The organism is Paenibacillus sp. FSL L8-0708, from assembly GCF_038009325.1.
Lineage (GTDB): Bacteria > Bacillota > Bacilli > Paenibacillales > Paenibacillaceae > Paenibacillus_AQ > Paenibacillus_AQ odorifer.
Genome location: NZ_JBBPBC010000001.1, coordinates 7,381,274 through 7,398,574, shown reverse-complemented (window position 1 = coordinate 7,398,574; position 17,301 = coordinate 7,381,274). Strand labels below are relative to the sequence as shown.

Below are 17,301 nucleotides of genomic sequence, written 5' to 3'. Positions count from 1 at the left end.
AGTTTAATGCGGCAATATTTCTTGTTTCACTAACTTCGCTGAAAGTAAATAACGGTCCGGTGCAGATCCCACATATGAAAAGGGATAACAGGTAATCAATGTGAGGATGGCCTTATCACTTGGCTTTATAGCACCACGTTCGTCCCCGTCAACAATTGTGCTGCCTGTTACTTCATAGGTAAAAGTCCCATCGGTACTTTCCAGCTCGATAAGATCTCCAGCGACGAGTTCTCCCAGATTACGGAACACTGTATCGCGGTGGCCTGCGAGCACACTGTTGCCGGTGGCACCGATAGCTGCGCTGCCTTTATAATGTCCGGCTCCCTTTTTTAGCTCGGGGCTTTCCGTGCCTTCTAGCACTGCGATCTTTTTGTTTAATTTGGGGAAACGAATCTCTCCTATGATTTCACCTTCTGAATAGGAATGAGCGGGGTGCGGCTGTTCCTTGGCTGAACTGATCATTCCCATGGGAAGAGGGATTTCTTCGGCAGAAAGGGGGCGGGCGACAGCTTCCTCCCTCTTTTTTGCCCAATCATTTAAAGCCTGTTTAGCTTCGAGCGGTGCTTTGACCACTTGTACAACCGAGTAAATCAACACAACTAAAGAGAGTATGAAGATTAGCTTCACGGCTAGCAAGACACCATTACGCTTCTTCATACTCTCTCACCTCCAGACTTATGCTGCAAAATGTGGTTATTTCTTCGATTTCAATCTGCGCATGATAATCACGCTGAGTACCGCAATGGCTAAGCTGGCAAGAATCAAGTTATACCAAGGCTCAGCGGTATTTGGAAGCTTGTTGCCAACCTCTGGTGCTCCCAGTGGAAGCTCATCATCAGGCAGGGCGATTTCATTGCTTGGCTGCGGTGTTGCACTGGTAGTTTGGCTGCCAGCACTTGGTGATGCTGTCGGCTCATTATCGCCTCCACCCAGTGGGATCGGCGCTTCAGTAACACTAATTTCATCTACTACTGGTGAAGCTGTAGGTGTTGGCCATGGTGTTGGTGTTGGCGTCGTTGATTGCCCTGGTGTGGCAGCTGCTGTTACCGTTGGCGAAGTAGCCGTCGGTGTATTCGTAGGTGCCGCAGTTGGTGAAGCGGTAGTCGTCGGCGGATCTGTAGGTGTCGTGGTTGGTGAAGCTGTTGCGGTCGGCGAAGCTTCAGGTGTAGCTGTAGCCGTGGCAGTAGGTGTCGTAGTTGGCGCTACAGTAGGTGTAGCAGTCGCTGTAGGTGATGGCTCCGGTGTAGGCTGAGCTGTGGCCGTCGCTGTCGGTGAAGGACTAGGTTGAGCGGATGGCTCCGGTCCTCCAGAAGCGGAGAACTCAAAGGCTACAGTGGTGGTGTTCCCTTGATATTCGTTCCCTGCTTCCCACGGGAAAATTACATCCATTTGGATTACACTTTGTTCTCCCCCGGCAAGTGAACCGATGGCAACTCTTCCGGCAGCCTCACTCATCACCCCTGAATAGATGATTACTCCCTCTTTTTCGAGTGTCATTTGGAGAATATCGTATAATTCTGCGTCTCCAGAGATGAATTTGAAGTCCACATAGTAATTAAAGCCCTCACTACCTGCGTTAATAATTGTGTATTCTGAGTTCGTTTCATCACCAGGCTGCATATTGTTCATGGTGGCTGTGCTTGTCGTATGCGAATTCACCGTAAGCTTAATGGTATCTTGCGCACTAACTCCGCCAGCATGCCAGATGACTCCTGCTAGAATAGTCAGGATATAAGCAGCTATGAAAGCCGAGCGATATTTCTTCTTCACTTTACTCGCTCCTTTCTCCTGAACCCCATATTAAATTTTGTAGACATCATTTGCGGGCTTCCGGCAAATTCTTCTCTTCTAATCGGATTTTTCATCAAACATTGTCGAAATAAGTAGTATCTCACAGAACCACTTCCTTGTGCGTATATAGGAATCTCCGTGAAAGCGGAAGGAGAGGGTAGAGATATACCGCCAATTCGTTCGTTATAGCGAATAACTAAAGTATAATCAAAATAATATCTAAACAAAAATGGGATATTAGAAGGAAATCCATCATATTTGATCAAATATCAATTATGTTAATGGGTTTACACCAGTTTTCTCTATTTAACTCTTTATTTTTATGTAATTCATTGTTTTTATTGTGTTTTATTGAGAACGATTATGAATGCAAAATAAAAAGGCAAGACATACATCTGGAATAGGGCTCAAACCCCGATACCAGACCTATCGTCTTGCCTTAATTATGATGATAAATTAGATTTCCTTCATAGCGTCGGCTACAATCTCATAAGAGCGTAGACGAGCGTTAGGATCATAAATTCCACCAGAAACAATCAATTCATCGGCCTGTGTCTCTTGCAGGATTTCTTGAAGCCGTTCTTTAATTGCTGCTTTATCACCAGCGAAAGAGTAACGCTGTTTCTCAAGCATGGCTGCTTTTTCTTGCATCGTCCATAGCCCCTCCATACTATCAACCGGTGGTTGTAACTTCCCCGTACGTCCGCGGATGATATTAAGGAATTGCTGCTGCTGCGAGGTAGCCAGTCGTCTTGCCTCATTCACGGTATCGGCTGCTGTAATGCCAACTCCGACCATCACATAAGGTTTGTCGAGTGCTGCTGAAGGACGGAAATTACTATGATAGATGTGTAAAGCTTGTAGTAAATATTCTGGTGCGAAATGGCTGGCGAAAGCAAAAGGTAAACCTAGCTTCCCTGCCAGCTGAGCACTAAAACCGCTGGAGCCTAGCAGCCAGATGGGGATATTCAAGCCTTCACCAGGAACAGCACGAACCCCAGCCGGTCGTGATCCTGCACCTGCAGGATCGAAGTAGGCTCTGAGCTCACTTAACTGCTCGGGGAAGTCACTGCCGTCGCTTCCGAGACCACGGCGTAGCGCACGGGAAGCCGGTTGATCGGATCCTGGGGCTCTGCCCAGTCCTAAATCAATCCGTCCTGGATATAGGGATTCGAGGGTCCCGAATTGTTCCGCAATGACAAGTGGTGCGTGGTTGGACAACATGATGCCTCCAGAGCCTACGCGTATGCTTTTTGTGCCGCCAGCAATGTGGCCAATTAAGAGTGAGGTAGCAGAACTGGCAACACCAATCATGTTGTGATGCTCAGCAAACCAATACCGGTGATAGCCCCATGCCTCAGCATGTTGAGCTAAAGCTAAAGAGTTATGAAAAGAGTCTGCCGCTGTGCCACCCTCCACAATAGAGGCTAAGTCCAGTACGGAGAATCGAATATCGCGCTGTTGCTTCAATGTAATCCCTCCTATAATAAACGCTCAGATAGTCTAGAGCAGTATTTGTAGCTGCGAATAATGCTACTCGCCTAGTATACCATGTAATAAAACTATATACACACTTTAAGTAAGTTATACGCACTTTGTAATGATTAGATAAGGAATAAGTATGTCTTTAAAATAAAATGTAAGCGCTTTAAAATATCTCTTGTTATTTCTTAACGGGCTTGCTATAATCACATCGAAAAGTTACCTGAAAAAAAGGAAGTTATCGTTATGAAGCCAACCATAAGAGATGTTGCCAGAATGGCGGAGGTGTCGATCAGCACCGTATCGCGTGTTATGAATGCACCGAATACGGTCGTAGAGAGCAAACGGAATCGAGTGATGGAGGCTGTAGAACGTTTGCAATATCAACCAAATGCGTTTGCACGCGGCCTGATCTACAAGAAGTCTTTTACACTGGGCCTGCTGATTCCGGATATTGAGAACCTGTATTTCGCAGGGGTTATTCGGGGAATGCAGGATGCATGCATCAAGCTCGGATACAGTTTAATGATCTGCAATACGGACCGCGACAAAGAACGGATGCTGTCTTACATCGATAACTTTCATGAGAAGCAGGTGGATGGGATCGTGTTCGCCAGTGATGTCCTTTATCCTGAGACACATGACAAATTAGTCGGTTGTAGAATTCCTTTTGTGTTGGTATCCTCGCATTCTGATGAGTACGACATTCCATCTGTGGAGGTGGATGATGAACAGGCGGCTTACGATGCGGTAAAGTTTCTGATTGATTTAGGGCATAAGGACATTGGCATGATTGGTTTTAACCATGATAACTCCGTATCCGGCCCGCCTCGTTATGAAGGTTTTGTAAGGGCATTAACAGAGTTTGGACTACAGCAGAATATTGTGAAGAGCAAATATGCCAATCACAGGTTCGAACACGCTTATCAAGCTGCGCATGAGTTGTTTACTGATTATCCCGAGCTGACCGCCGTTTTCTGTGTTGCTGACGAATTTGCAATGGGGACGATTTCTTATCTGAAGGATCGTAATATTCTAGTTCCGGGGCAGGTATCTGTGATTGGATTTGATAATTTGCGGATGTCGAGTATGTTCATTCCAAAGCTGACCACGATTGCACAGCCGATTTATGAGTTAGGGTATCGTGCGGCGGAGATGCTGCATGAATTGCTCACAACAGGTGGTGTCCAGGTATTGAATGAAAAGATGGAGCATAAGCTGATTGTGCGGGAATCCACGCGGGAAAAATAAAGGCTCTTTATTTTTGTGACCTTCTTCTGAAAAGCTTTTCAGAGCCGCGTATCGGTCTTAATTAAAATTTAAATGTTAGGATAGAAAATAGTATGAATTCTTATGAAAAACATCTCATTTTCCGATTGGAAACGGTTACTAATTATGATAATATAAAAAATGTAAGCGCTATTATTAAATTACATTTGTGATGGAGTTTGATTTTAGGATATTTACCTGTCTTCTGAAAAGCTTTGCAAGGAGGTGATCTGCTACAAGCTGCTAATACATGCCAGGGTGCCCGGATGATTGAATAAGATGTTATCTCTATAACCATTAAAGGGGATGTACAAAAGATGAAGAAGATCTCAGGACGTAAAAAGTCGTTGGCTTTAGTACTGTGTTTATCCTTCACAATGACGCTGAGCGCATGCGGCGGAGGCAACAATAATGCGGCGCCTACAGATCCACCGGCGGCAACAGTCAGCCCAACAGCAGATAACACCGAGGAAGCGACAAATGCACCTAGTGCTGAACCTTCGGGTTCCCCGTTAGATTTAGCGATGAAAGGTGAATATAAAGGGACTAAAGTAACCATGTTTGGACCCTTCGTAGATGCTGACCAAGTGAAATTTGAGAGCAGCATTAAAGAATTTGAAGAGAAGACAGGGATCGATATTCAATACGAGGGCTCCAAGGAGTTCGAAGCAACAATAAATATTCGGGTGGACGGCGGAAATGCTCCTGATATCGCTGACTTCCCGCAGCCGGGATTGCTGGCATCGATTGCTAAGACGGGCAAGGTTATCGATTTGACCAGTGTGCTGGATCAAGACAAATTGACGGCTAATTACAATAAGAGCTGGCTCGATATGTCTACGATGGACGGAAAAGACGGGAAGATCATGGCGGGGATTTGGAACCGCAGTAATGTAAAGAGCTTGGTATGGTATCCAAAGAAACAATTTGATGATGCAGGTTACAAGGTTCCTGAAACTTGGGATGAGCTGATGGCACTCACTGAACAAATTGCCAAGGATGGCGATCCTGCCTGGGCTATTGGCATTGAGAGTGGTGCTGCAACGGGTTGGCCAGCAACAGACTGGGTCGAAAATATAATGCTTCGTACGACTACGCCTGAGAACTACGATAAGTGGGTAAAAGGTGAACTGCCATTTACTTCACCAGAAGTAAAAAATGCTGTTGAAATCATGTCTAAAATTTGGCTTAACAAGGATTATGTTTACGGTGGTGCTAAGTCTATCGTGACAACATCCTTCGGGGATGCCCCAGCGCCAATGTTCACTGATCCGCCTAAAGCCTGGTTTAATATGCTCGGTAACTTTATTACAAGCTTCTTCCCTGAAACGGCAAAGGTTGATCAGGATTATGATTGGTTCTACTTGCCGCCAATTGATGCGCAATATGGTAAACCAGTGCTGGTTGCAGGTGATATTTACGCTATGTTCAACGATCGTCCAGAGGTTCGTGCAGTCATGGAATTCTTCACCACTGGAGAGTCGATTAAGAGCTGGGTACAATCTGGCGGCGTAATTGCTCCTATGAATGATGCTTCCCTTGATTGGTATACCTCTGAATCCGATCGCCGGATGGCGAAGTTGGTTCAAGATGCTTCCACACTGCGTTTTGATGGCTCTGATTTGATGCCAGGTAAAGTGGGTGCAGGCACCTTCTGGAAAGGGATGACCGACTATGTGAGCGGTACAGCGACACTGGATCAGGCCTTGGAACAAATCCAGTCCGGCTGGAACAACTAACCTAATATTTATAGCACACAGTAAAAAGAGGGGCAGTAAGAAAAGAGGATTGTCTGCCCCTCTTTTTGTTTTCTAACTAGTGAGTTCGATGCTTATGATAAGAGTTTTGCTCCGCAAAACTTATAGGAGGAGCTGGAGCTAATATGGGTGCACAATCACAGCCACAGCCACAAATGCCAACACAACCACAAGCTAGGCCAACCGTCAGCCTGAAGGCGGTAATGCTGTCCCTAGTTGTGTTGTTAGCGAATATTGTTGTTAACGGCGCAATCTTTTTATTCTTCCGGGATTCCACATTAAATCCGCTGATAACAGCGGTTCTGGCTGTCCTCTGGGGAGTTCTAGGTGTTTATCTGATTTACTATACGCTGACGTGGGCGGTTGAGCAGTACCCTGATCATATCCGGCGAAAGGTGCTGCCTTATATCTTTATTGGTCCGGCAGTGATTATTCTGGGCTGGTTACTGGTCCTGCCTGCACTGCGAACATTATATTTGAGCTTTTTTAATGCTTCTTCAGAAAAATTTGTGGGTCTGAGCAATTATGCAGCGATCTTTAGCGATCATCTGATGGCAACGGCATTGCGTAACAATTTACTTTGGGTATTCGTTGGCACGCTTGCTTGTGTAGCATTCGGGCTCTTAATTGCTATTCTTGCCGATCGCAGCAGCTATGAGAAAATCGCCAAATCGATCATCTTTATGCCGATGGCTATTTCCTTTGTAGCGGCAGGAGTCATTTGGAAATTCGTATATTACTATCAACCGGGTGACGAACAAATCGGGCTGTTGAACGCAATCGTTACTTATTTTGGGGGAGAACCCCAAGCCTGGACGAGTATGCTTCAGCCATGGAATAACTTTTTCCTCATTATCATTTTGATCTGGATGCAGACGGGATTTGCAATGGTGATTTTCTCGGCAGCAATCAAAGGGGTTCCTGACGACATTTTGGAAGCTGCACGAGTGGATGGAGCAAATGAGGTGAAGATTTTCTTTGGAATCATGATTCCATATATTTCATCAACCATTCTGACAGTGACAACGACCATTATCGTCTTTACGTTGAAAATATTTGACGTCGTCATGGTGATGACAGGAGGTCAATACGATACAGAGGTTGTTGCTACACAGTTCTACCGGCAATTCTTTATGTACCGTAATTTCGGCTACGGCTCCACGCTGGCTATTGTTCTACTGATCGCGGTGCTGCCTGTAATCATAATCAATCTACGTCAGTTCCGTAAGCAGGGGGGATTCTAATGGCTGGCAAAAAGAAGAGAAAAGGCAGCAAAACGGTTGTAAATATCGTGTTGGGTGTGATCTGTTTTATTTGGCTGCTTCCGACTCTTGGGCTATTTATTTCCTCCTTCCGTCCGGCTGCTGACATTCTGCAGACTGGATGGTGGAAAGCTTTTCCCCATCAGGAGTGGAAGGCTGGAGAGACGATTCAGCTATCCAAGGATGTGGATCTTCGGGAGCCAATTGAGGTGAACGGTAAAACTTATACAGATGATGAGCTGAAGGCTGGCGTGAAGGCTGATGGCAGCCGGCTTATGTGGGAGAATCGTAGAGCACGTACCGTAAATGAACAGATACAAGGTTGGAAGATGACACCGGATCTCACGCTGGATAACTATAATAATGTGCTTTCCGGTAAGGAATACAAGCTGAAACAGGCTGATGGTAGTGAAACGGTGCAAAAAGGCTCCGGATTGTCACAGGCTTTCTGGAATACGCTAACGATTGCTGTTCCAGCAACAGTTATTCCGGTGCTGATCGCTTCTTTTGCTGCATATGCTTTTGCCTGGCTGCGGTTTCCTGGGCGCAGAATCCTTTTTGTAATCATTATTGCAATGCTCGTCATTCCGATACAGGTTGCGCTTATTCCAGTACTTAAGGATTATACCGCACTTGGGCTAAACGGAAGTTATCTGGGAATTTGGCTGGCGCATACGGCTTTTGGATTACCGCTGGTTACGTACTTTATGTACAACTTTATCAGTCAATTGCCGAAGGATTTGTTCGAATCGGCTTTCATGGATGGGGCAAGTCATTTCACTATATTCAGTAGGTTAATTCTGCCTCTATCAGTGCCAGCACTGGCTTCTATCGGGATCTTCCAATTCCTGTGGGTGTGGAATGACTATTTAGTCTCATTGATTTTTATCGGCAATCAACCGTCTGTGCAAGTCATGTCGATGAAAATTGCCGATTTAGTAGGCTCAAGAGGCAACGATTGGCATTTACTTACTTCGGCTGCATTTATCTCTATGCTGATGCCGCTCGCTATTTTTTTCCTGCTGCAAAAGTATTTCGTCAGAGGGCTTATGGGTGGGTCGGTGAAAGGTTAATGATTTAGAACCCGAATGAAACTGTGATCAGGGGGAGCTTAGAGAGATGAAGATGAAACCATACGTACATCCGGAGGCGGTATATCCTTACCGGGAGTGGAGTCTTGATGAGGAAGCTTATAGTGAAGAGAACAATCAAAGAAGCGAGAGTATTTTTGCTCTTGGCAATGGATATATTGGTATGCGCGGTAATTTCGAAGAAGGTTACCACGGCAGCTCAGGCTCGTCTGTAACAGGCAATTATTTGAATGGTTTTTTTGATTCGGAGCCCATTGTATATCCAGAAGGAGCGTACGGATATCCATCCCGCAATCAAGCGATGCTGAACGTAACAGATGCCAAGATTATTGAACTGAGTATTGAAGGGCAGACCTTTCAGTTAAACAGTGGGCAAGTGCATCATTATGAACGAAAGCTGGATATGCGAAGCGGGGTTCTGCATCGGCAGGTAGATTGGGAATCTCCAGCTGGTCACCGGGTACAGCTTCATATCCGGCGGATGGTGACTTTGCAGCACAAACATCTGGCGGCGATAGATTATGAGGTTAAAGCGCTGAATTTCAGCGGAGTGCTTACCTTCACTTCATCCATCGACGGCAAGATCCAAAGACCTAAGGTAACGGATGATCCCAGATTGGGCTCGGGAGGCAAGGAGCCCAATCTGCTCCTGGAGGATACCGGTCATGAACCGGGACAGTCCTTCTTATGGATGAAGCAGCGGACGCGGCATACCCGGTTTGCCCTATTAACAGGGGTAAGTCATAAGCTCGATTCAAGATCTGAGGGTAAAAGGACCGTGCAGCATGAGGGGCAGAAATTATCCATGCAGTTTGTCGTCCCGGTGGAGCGTGGGGAAAGCGTCTCACTAACCAAATATATCTCTTATCATACCTCTAAAGATTATCCAGAAGACGAACTACTTAGTAGAAGTACTGAAATATTACACTTAGCAGACCATAGCGGGTTTGAAGCGCTTGCCCAGGAACAGCAGGCTTATCTGGATCGATACTGGGCACATACGGATGTGGAGATTCATGGTGATCTTGCGCTTCAGCAGGGCATTCGCTTTAATGCTTTTCAACTGCTTCAATCCGTAGGCCGTGATGGGGTTACGAATATTGGAGCCAAGGGATTAACGGGTGAAGGATACGAAGGGCACTATTTCTGGGATACCGAGATGTATATGCTGCCCTTCTTTACGTTTACACAGCCGGAGATTAGCCGAAAGCTGCTCGAATTTCGTTATGCCACGTTAGACAAAGCACGGGAGCGTGCAGCGGTAATGTCGCAGAAGGGAGCCTTGTTCCCTTGGCGGACTATAGACGGGGCAGAGAACTCTGCGTATTTCCCGGCAGGCACGGCGCAAATGCATATTAATGCGGATATTGCGTATGCCATCAAGCAGTATGTACTGGCTACCGGAGATTATGATTTTTTGGTTACGAAGGGAGCGGAAATTTTATTCGAAACTTCCCGCTTTTGGTTGGACTTGGGGTACTTTAATCCGGCTAGGGGCGGTGTCTTTTGTATTGATGCAGTAACCGGTCCTGATGAATATACAGCTATCGTCAACAATAATGCATACACCAACTTTATGGTCCAGGATCAGCTTTATTATGCACACGAGATGGCAGGGATATTGTCTAAGCAGTATCCTGAGCATTTTGAACGCCTGAAGCAAAAAATCGGTCTGACTGAGCATGAGACATTAGTGTGGCTGGAAGCGGCGGACAAAATGTTTATCCCCTTTGATGAGGGACTTGGCATTTATGCTCAAGACGACACGTTTCTCTCCAAGAAAAAATGGGATTTCGAGCATACACCAGCTGACAAATATCCGCTGCTGCTCAACTACCATCCGCTGGTAATTTACCGTCATCAGGTGTTGAAACAGGCGGACTTGGTAATGGCGATGTTTCTACTGGGTGACCAATTCAGCTTGGCGGATAAGATCCGGAATTATAATTATTATGAGCCGCTGACGACGCATGATTCTTCATTGTCACCGTGTATTCACAGTATAATCTCTGCTGAGATTGGTGATTTGACGGGAGCCTATTCCTATTTTGACCGCACGGTACGGATGGACTTGGATGATATCAACCGCAACGTAAAGGATGGACTGCACACTGCTGCTATGGCAGGCTCCTGGCTGTCGATTGTGAATGGTTTTGGTGGCATGCGCTTATGCGGCGGGATGTTATCATTTAATCCTAGTGTGCCAGCGCAGTGGGAGAGCTATCGGTTTAAAATAACATGCGCTGGACAGCTGTTGGATATTTTTGTGAGTGATACAGAAGTGATCTATACGCTGCTGGAGGGCGAAGAGCTTGAGATTATGCATAAGGGAAACCTTATACAGTTGTCTGCACAGAAGCCGCTGAGGCTTTCGAATGTGAAGCAACTTGAAGCTGTTATTTTCGAGCTGGACGGGATAATTACTGACACTGGAGAGTATCATTATGAGGCTTGGAAGGATCTGGCGGATGAGCTTGCGCTTTCTTTTGATCGAGAGAAGCATAAGAGTCTTAAGGGCCTAAGTCGAATGGAATCTTTAGAAGTCATTCTGGAGAGTAGTGGACTGAATTTGCCGCAACCGGTAAAGGGAATGCTCTGCAACAAAAAGAACGAGAAGTATAGACAGCTGGTTCAGCAAATGACGCCTGCTGAGCTGTATCCGGGTATCCACAGCGTGTTGTCCGATTTGCAGCAAAGAGGAATTGCTCTCGGACTGGCTTCAGTGAATGAGAATGCGCTGCTGATTCTCGAACGCTTGCAGATCGGGCATTGGTTTCAGGCGGTGGCTGACCCTGGCAACTTGCGTAGAAGCAAGCCAGATCCAGAGATTCACTTGCAGGTTGCGGAAATGCTGGGCATATCCCCAGACTGCTGTGTGGCGATTGAGGATACCGAGGAAGGAATAGCCGCAATTAATGCTGCTGGTATGAGGTCAGTGGGAGCTGGATTGGCGCTCGTAACCGGGACCGCGGATCTATGTCTGGCTTCCACCGCAGAGATAAGTGTTGAGAAATTGTTAGAGCTGTTTGCGTAGTTACCCTGATAAGCAGCAAACCTCCCGATCATGAGAGGTTTGCTGCTTTGTTTATTTCATTACTTTTCGAACCAGCTTCACTTTATTGCCATAAGGAGGATATACGATTCCGAGGTCGATCCGTGTGCCTCGCTTGACGATGCTTTTACGATGGGAGAAGACCTCAAAGCTATACTTCCCGTGATAACCCCCGATTCCAGAGTTTCCTACTCCACCAAACGGAAGATAAGTGCTCGCCACATGTGAGATCGTATCATTGATACACCCTCCCCCGAATGAGACCCGGGACAGCACCTCTTGTTCTACACTCTTATCCTCCGTAAATAGGTATAGTGCCAGTGGCTTTGGATGTTCATTAATACTCTGAATGGCCTCATCCAATTGATGATATTCCAATATTGGGAGGATCGGACCGAAGATCTCATCTTCCATAGCAGCATCCGTCCAAGTGGCAGGATAGATTAAAGTAGGCTCAATATAACGTTCTTCTGGCACGATGGTGCCGCCCATAATCACCTTGCTCTGATCTCGCGCAATGAGGTCAGCAAGTCTTTGCAGCTGGCGATCATTCACGATCCGGCCATAATCTGTATTAGGCTGTGCATCCTGACCGTAGAACTCAGTGATGTGATGTTTGAGTTTGGTGATCAATTCTTTGGCAATATCCTTGTGGACTAACAGATAATCCGGTGCAATACAGGTTTGACCCGCGTTTAGAAGCTTGCCCCAGACAATCCGTTTCGCTGCAACATCAAGATTAGCGGTCTTATCAACAATAACCGGACTTTTCCCGCCAAGCTCCAAGGTTACAGGCACTAGATTTTTCGCCGCCGCTTCCATTACGATTTTGCCGACAGGCACACTGCCCGTAAAGAAAATATAATCAAACTTGGCGTGGATCAGCAAATTAGTGGTCTCTTTTTCCCCTTGAATTACGCGGATATACTGCGGCTCGAAGGTCTCCTGAATAAGCTGCTCAACCACGGACGAGATGGCAGGTGTGCTCTCAGATGGCTTGAGGACAGCGCAGTTACCAGCGGCAATGGCGCCGATTAGGGGCTCAATTAGCAACTGAAATGGATAATTAAACGGACCAATAATGAGCGTTGTGCCGTAAGGCTCACTTAAAATATAACTTTTTGCAGGAAATAAGTGCAGCGGGGATCGAACCTTTTTAGGCTTCGCCCAACGCTTAAGATGTTTCATCATGTAGCCGATACTGTCCAGCGTAAAGCCGATTTCTGTGGCATAGGCTTCGAACTCACCTTTTCCTAAATCCTGTTGTAGTGCGGTGATGATACGTCCTTCGTATTGTTTAATAATATTTTTAAGTTTTCGCAGCTGCTGGAGACGAAAAGAAACCTCTTTAGTTACGCCGCTATTAAAAAAATCCTTATGCTCTTCAAGCATTCCTTGAATGCCGTCAGCTGTATAGGTTGTCATTAATCTTTCCTCCATCCTTGTAAGAAGTTAGAGCATACGACTCTATGGGAGCCGGTAAAAAGCGAACGGCTCGCGATAACGGAAGGAATCACTGGCTTCATCCAGCTTGGCCGAAGTTTCTTCATTAAGTACAAGCGAGGTACTAAGCAAATTTTGTTCCAGCTGTTCCACACGTGTAGCCCCGACAATAACCGTCGAGACGGCAGGCCGATTCATAAGCCAAGCTAAGGAGAGCGCGGTAGATGAGGTTTCCATTTCCTCAGCAATTTGACTCACTTGGCTTCCGAGCTTGATCCGGTCAGCATCAAGGAATCTTTTGAAATTAGGATCGGTATCTGCTCTGGACCCCGATGGGGCTGAGTCGCTTGTATTATATTTGCCTGTGAGAATTCCGCCAGCTAGTGGAAAGTATGGAATGATCCCTACACCTTGATCCAGGCAGAGCGAAAGAAGCTCATTCTCCGGTGTCCGGTCTGCTAAGGAGTAGCTGCACTGAATTGAAATGTACTTGGTGAAGTTGCGTGCTTCACTAATCCCAATCGCCTTCATTAATTGCCATGCTGTGTAGTTGGAGGCCCCGATATAACGGACTTTCCCCGAGGATACCATATCGTCCAAGGTTCGTAAGGTTTCTTCAAGCGGAGTATAGGGATCAAAGGTATGAATCTGGTATAGATCGATATAGTCCGTCTTAAGGCGGCGAAGGCTATCTTCAAGCTCCTGCAGCAAATGGCGACGGGAGGAGCCGCTGCCGTTGGGACCCTCATTTTTAACTAAACCTGCTTTAGTTGCTAGAACAGTCTCATGTCTCCTACCTTCCAAGGCCAGACCGATGATTCGCTCGGATTCTGAGCCAGCGTAAATATTAGCAGTGTCTATGAAATTAATTCCCTGATCAAGCGCAGCATGTACAATCTGAATGGAGGTCTCTTGATCCGCACGTTTGCCGAAAGCGTTCGTTCCCAGTCCTAATGCGGATACCTGTAATCCGCTATTTCCTAATCTCTTAAAGTTCATCCTCAGCACTCCTTATCGTCTATTAATTTATCCATTCATTTTTGAGTAAAAAGATCCAGCGCTGTCTCAATGAAGAGCTTTACAGCAATTGAAGTGTCGGCAAGCGAGCTGACCGCAATTTGGATATCTCTATAAGCATCCGGCTGCAGCTCACGGGTAACCACATTTGGAGGCAGAGATAACAAGGACAGCTCAGACATCACGCCGATCGCCAGTCCCTCCTGAACCATATTAAGAGCTGTTGCAAAGTTATTAACCACATATTTCACATTCAGATGGCTATTACTTCTGCGGAATAGCTCTACAACGGGCGGTTCATATCCTGCTTTGCAAATCAACATGGGCTCGTTCGCTAATTCCTGCACACATACAATGGATCGCTTTTGCAGGGGATGGTCATCTCTAAAAACGGCAAACAATTTCTCTCTATATAATGGAATGGTTTCGAATTCTGCACTGGGAGCGAGCAATAAGCCAACATCAATTTCTTTTGAATCCAGCCATTCTCTGACTTCAGCGATAGAACCCTCCTGTAAGCTAATTGTAATATTTGGATATTTTTTAGTGATAGAGCTAATAATCTTCGGTAGAAAATGAGCCGCTGCCACAGGGAAAGCTCCAATGCGGATACTTCCTTTTTCAAGACCTCTCTCCGCGTAAATCTCCTGATTGACCTTATCAAAGCCCATTAGAATTTCACGGAAAATAACAAGAATACGTTTGCCGATATCCGTAAGCATCAGGCCATTACGCCGGTCTCGAAGCAAGAGCTTTACGTCTAATTCGGCTTCGAGGGACGAGATCGCCCGGCTGACCGCAGGCTGTGTCATATTCAGTTCTACACCAGCTTTAGTAAAGCTGCCGCTTTCGGCGATTTTGACGAATAAACGAATTTGAGTATTGTTCATAACAAATATGATATGCCCCTTATGATTATTATTCATTTCATTTATGCTCTTGTTTATTGTATCATTTGTGATGAATCTACACCAAGGAAGTGAACAAATGAATCAGCAGAAGAAAAGTATGATCCTTCTTATTTTTTTGGTGATTGTATGGGGCATTAATTGGCCTATATCCAAAATCGCCTTAGACTATGCTCCACCTCTATTATTTGCAGGTATTCGAACCGTCGTAGGCGGTATTATTCTGATTCTAATTGCACTGCCCAAGGTGAAGGAGCTTCGCTTCAAGCAGCTCTGGCCGATCTATCTGATCTCGGCGGTACTTAGTATTGTGTTCTATTATGGATTTCAGACGATTGGCTTGCAGTATGTTCCGGCGGGATTGTTCTCATCGATTGTATTTTTGCAGCCTGTATTGCTAGGTGTTTTTTCTTGGCTGTGGTTAGGTGAGAGCATGTACGGGCTTAAAATGGCTGGTTTGCTGCTTGGCTTTCTCGGGGTAGCCTCTCTTAGTATCGGCGGAATTAATGGGAGTATCTCCATATGGGGAATTGTGTTGGCTTTAGCCAGTGCCTTAAGCTGGGCATTAGGAACAATATATATGAAACGGAATGCTGTACGTGTGGATATGCTGTGGATGACGGCTATGCAAATCACGATCGGTGGCATCATTCTGCTACTTTCGGGATCAGCTACGGAGAAATGGTCGGATATCACCTGGAGTGGAACCTTTATTGTGGATACCTTGTTTATCGCAATCTTTGTTATTGCTCTGGGCTGGCTAATTTATTTCAAGCTGATTAACGAAGGAGAAGCAGGAAAAGTAGGTTCATTCACCTTCTTGATCCCACTGATCTCGATAGCAACCAGCGTAGTTTTTTTGAAAGAGCAGATTACCATAAACCTTGTGATCGGATTATTGCTGATTGTCAGCAGTATTGTACTGGTAAATGTGAAGATAGGGCGTGCTGCCAAACAATCAGTCAGTTAAATTTGTTGGATGGTTGTAGTAACCAATCGTGCTAAAGGGCATTATGTCTAATAGGGATTGAACATAAAAAAAGGACACTCCCAAGCTTAGAGCTTCTGGGAGAGTCCTTTTTTAATTAAGCGTATAGCGCGTGTGATTTCAGCTGTTGAAGGCCGAGCTGCAACTACGTAAGTAGCAGAACTAGCACGTTCCACTTCTTCGAGTACCCGGTTTAAGTGACTGAAGAGCGCTCCTAGATCACGAACAGATGACAGTGAGCACCGTCCTTGCAGTTCAGAGAAGCTGGCCGCCTGCAAGTCGCGGGCACGATGCAGACAATCTGTAAGTGAACGTTGGCATTCAGCCTTGGATAAGGTCTTGGTACCATAAACAGCTATACAATCGGCTGTTGCCTCCAGCACTTCCAGCATCCAGTCAGAATTGGCATGATGTGCTGGCAGCAAGCAAATATCGTCGGCAATTTCTTTAACATAGGAATGAATGGTCTTTAGATGTGCTGTGGCTTGTATAAGTCCCTTTAGATCACCACGACACTGATAGTGAGCAATGGTATAGAACATTTCCTTCTGTTGTTGATTGCTGGCAGACAGCAGTTTACCTGCTTGCTCCAGCATATTATTATCCTTTGATGAATCTCTTCTTATGCCTACGAGACCTTTTAAAGCATCCGAAAGTAGAAGGCTTCCATCGAGTGCCAATGCTTTTACCTTGACGAACCTGTTCGGTGGAACGATAATCATATTGATGATCAAGGCAATGAGCACACCAATAAAGGTTTCGGCGACTCTCCACAGCACGTAATCATTGTGATAAAAGGTAAGGGCCAGAACCGAGGTTACCCCCACCTGCGAAACCGCTTGGATATTCATCCGACAGGCTGTGGCAATTCCAATCCCGATGAGCAGAATTAGCAGAATGGAAAATGCACCTACATCGAAGAATTGGCCTACAATCAGGCTGACAATTCCGCCGATAATAATGCCGATTAGGCGGTAGATTCCTTTTTCAAGTGAAGCCTTCACACTGGCTTGAGTAATTAGAATGGCTGCAAGCGGTGCAAAGTATAAATATTGGTCACCATATAAACTGTGTACGGCTACCCAGGATAGTGATGCGGCAAGCGTAATTCGTATCATGTAAAGCGAGAATCCATATTTTTCAAGGCGGTCTAGTAACCCCTCGTTCATTATCATTCATCTTCTTTCGCAAAAATAAGAAAACCACACTGGCTTTTCAGTTCGTTTTCATTATAGCACCTC

Annotated in this window: 13 protein-coding genes; 6 read left to right on the top strand and 7 right to left on the bottom strand. The window is 45.8% G+C overall.

Annotated elements, in window-relative coordinates:
• Positions 1-3: 3 nt before the first annotated feature.
• The 3 genes from NYE58_RS34640 to NYE58_RS34630 form a co-directional block, all read right to left on the bottom strand.
• Entirely contained in the window at positions 4-657 is a 654-nt protein-coding gene (locus NYE58_RS34640) for a sortase (RefSeq protein WP_076124065.1), read from the bottom strand.
• Positions 658-693: 36 nt separating this feature from the next.
• Positions 694-1,770 carry a hypothetical protein gene (locus NYE58_RS34635; RefSeq protein ID WP_341004105.1) on the bottom strand — a complete coding sequence of 359 codons (1,077 nt, stop codon included), beginning with the start codon at positions 1,768-1,770 and terminating at the stop codon, positions 694-696.
• A gap of 477 nt (positions 1,771-2,247) precedes the next feature.
• The gene (locus NYE58_RS34630; protein WP_081383185.1) at positions 2,248-3,261 is read right to left on the bottom strand and encodes an LLM class flavin-dependent oxidoreductase; all 1,014 of its coding nucleotides are present in this window, start codon (positions 3,259-3,261) and stop codon (positions 2,248-2,250) included.
• Positions 3,262-3,519: 258 nt separating this feature from the next.
• On the opposite strand from NYE58_RS34630, the gene NYE58_RS34625 reads away from it, so the two are divergent.
• From NYE58_RS34625 to pgmB, 5 genes are all read left to right on the top strand, one after another.
• A complete protein-coding gene (locus NYE58_RS34625) occupies positions 3,520-4,524 on the top strand; it encodes a LacI family DNA-binding transcriptional regulator (RefSeq protein WP_036682112.1) in 1,005 nt (334 codons plus the stop codon).
• A gap of 335 nt (positions 4,525-4,859) precedes the next feature.
• Positions 4,860-6,281, top strand: a complete 1,422-nt coding sequence (locus NYE58_RS34620; protein ID WP_341004104.1) for an ABC transporter substrate-binding protein — start codon at positions 4,860-4,862, stop codon at positions 6,279-6,281.
• Positions 6,282-6,424: 143 nt separating this feature from the next.
• Positions 6,425-7,543: a carbohydrate ABC transporter permease gene (locus NYE58_RS34615; RefSeq protein ID WP_445671776.1), complete on the top strand. Its 1,119-nt coding sequence runs from the start codon at positions 6,425-6,427 to the stop codon at positions 7,541-7,543.
• Positions 7,543-8,634, top strand: a complete 1,092-nt coding sequence (locus NYE58_RS34610) for a carbohydrate ABC transporter permease (RefSeq protein ID WP_076124061.1) — start codon at positions 7,543-7,545, stop codon at positions 8,632-8,634. The genes NYE58_RS34615 and NYE58_RS34610 overlap by 1 nt, the downstream gene beginning before the upstream one ends.
• A 46-nt stretch (positions 8,635-8,680) precedes the next feature.
• Entirely contained in the window at positions 8,681-11,686 is a 3,006-nt protein-coding gene (pgmB, locus tag NYE58_RS34605) for a beta-phosphoglucomutase (RefSeq protein WP_081387419.1), read from the top strand.
• A gap of 51 nt (positions 11,687-11,737) precedes the next feature.
• On the opposite strand, the gene NYE58_RS34600 is transcribed toward pgmB, so the two are convergent.
• Genes NYE58_RS34600 through NYE58_RS34590 form a run of 3 tightly spaced genes read right to left on the bottom strand, consistent with a single transcriptional unit; the run spans position 11,738 to position 15,054 of the window.
• Positions 11,738-13,129: an aldehyde dehydrogenase gene (locus NYE58_RS34600; protein ID WP_076219755.1), complete on the bottom strand. Its 1,392-nt coding sequence runs from the start codon at positions 13,127-13,129 to the stop codon at positions 11,738-11,740.
• A 42-nt stretch (positions 13,130-13,171) separates the two neighbouring features.
• Positions 13,172-14,146: an aldo/keto reductase gene (locus NYE58_RS34595; RefSeq protein ID WP_076276264.1), complete on the bottom strand. Its 975-nt coding sequence runs from the start codon at positions 14,144-14,146 to the stop codon at positions 13,172-13,174.
• A gap of 35 nt (positions 14,147-14,181) precedes the next feature.
• Complete coding sequence (locus NYE58_RS34590) at positions 14,182-15,054, bottom strand: LysR family transcriptional regulator (RefSeq protein ID WP_076276337.1); 873 nt, start codon at positions 15,052-15,054, stop codon at positions 14,182-14,184.
• A 97-nt stretch (positions 15,055-15,151) separates the two neighbouring features.
• Between NYE58_RS34590 and NYE58_RS34585 the strand changes: the two genes are divergently transcribed.
• Positions 15,152-16,042, top strand: coding sequence for a DMT family transporter (locus NYE58_RS34585; RefSeq protein WP_076276263.1), 891 nt, complete (start codon positions 15,152-15,154; stop codon positions 16,040-16,042).
• Positions 16,043-16,128: 86 nt separating this feature from the next.
• Here NYE58_RS34585 and NYE58_RS34580 read toward each other — a convergent pair whose 3' ends face one another.
• On the bottom strand, positions 16,129-17,229 hold the full coding sequence (locus tag NYE58_RS34580; protein ID WP_052097383.1) for an FUSC family protein: 1,101 nt from the start codon (positions 17,227-17,229) through the stop codon (positions 16,129-16,131).
• Positions 17,230-17,301: the final 72 nt, after the last annotated feature.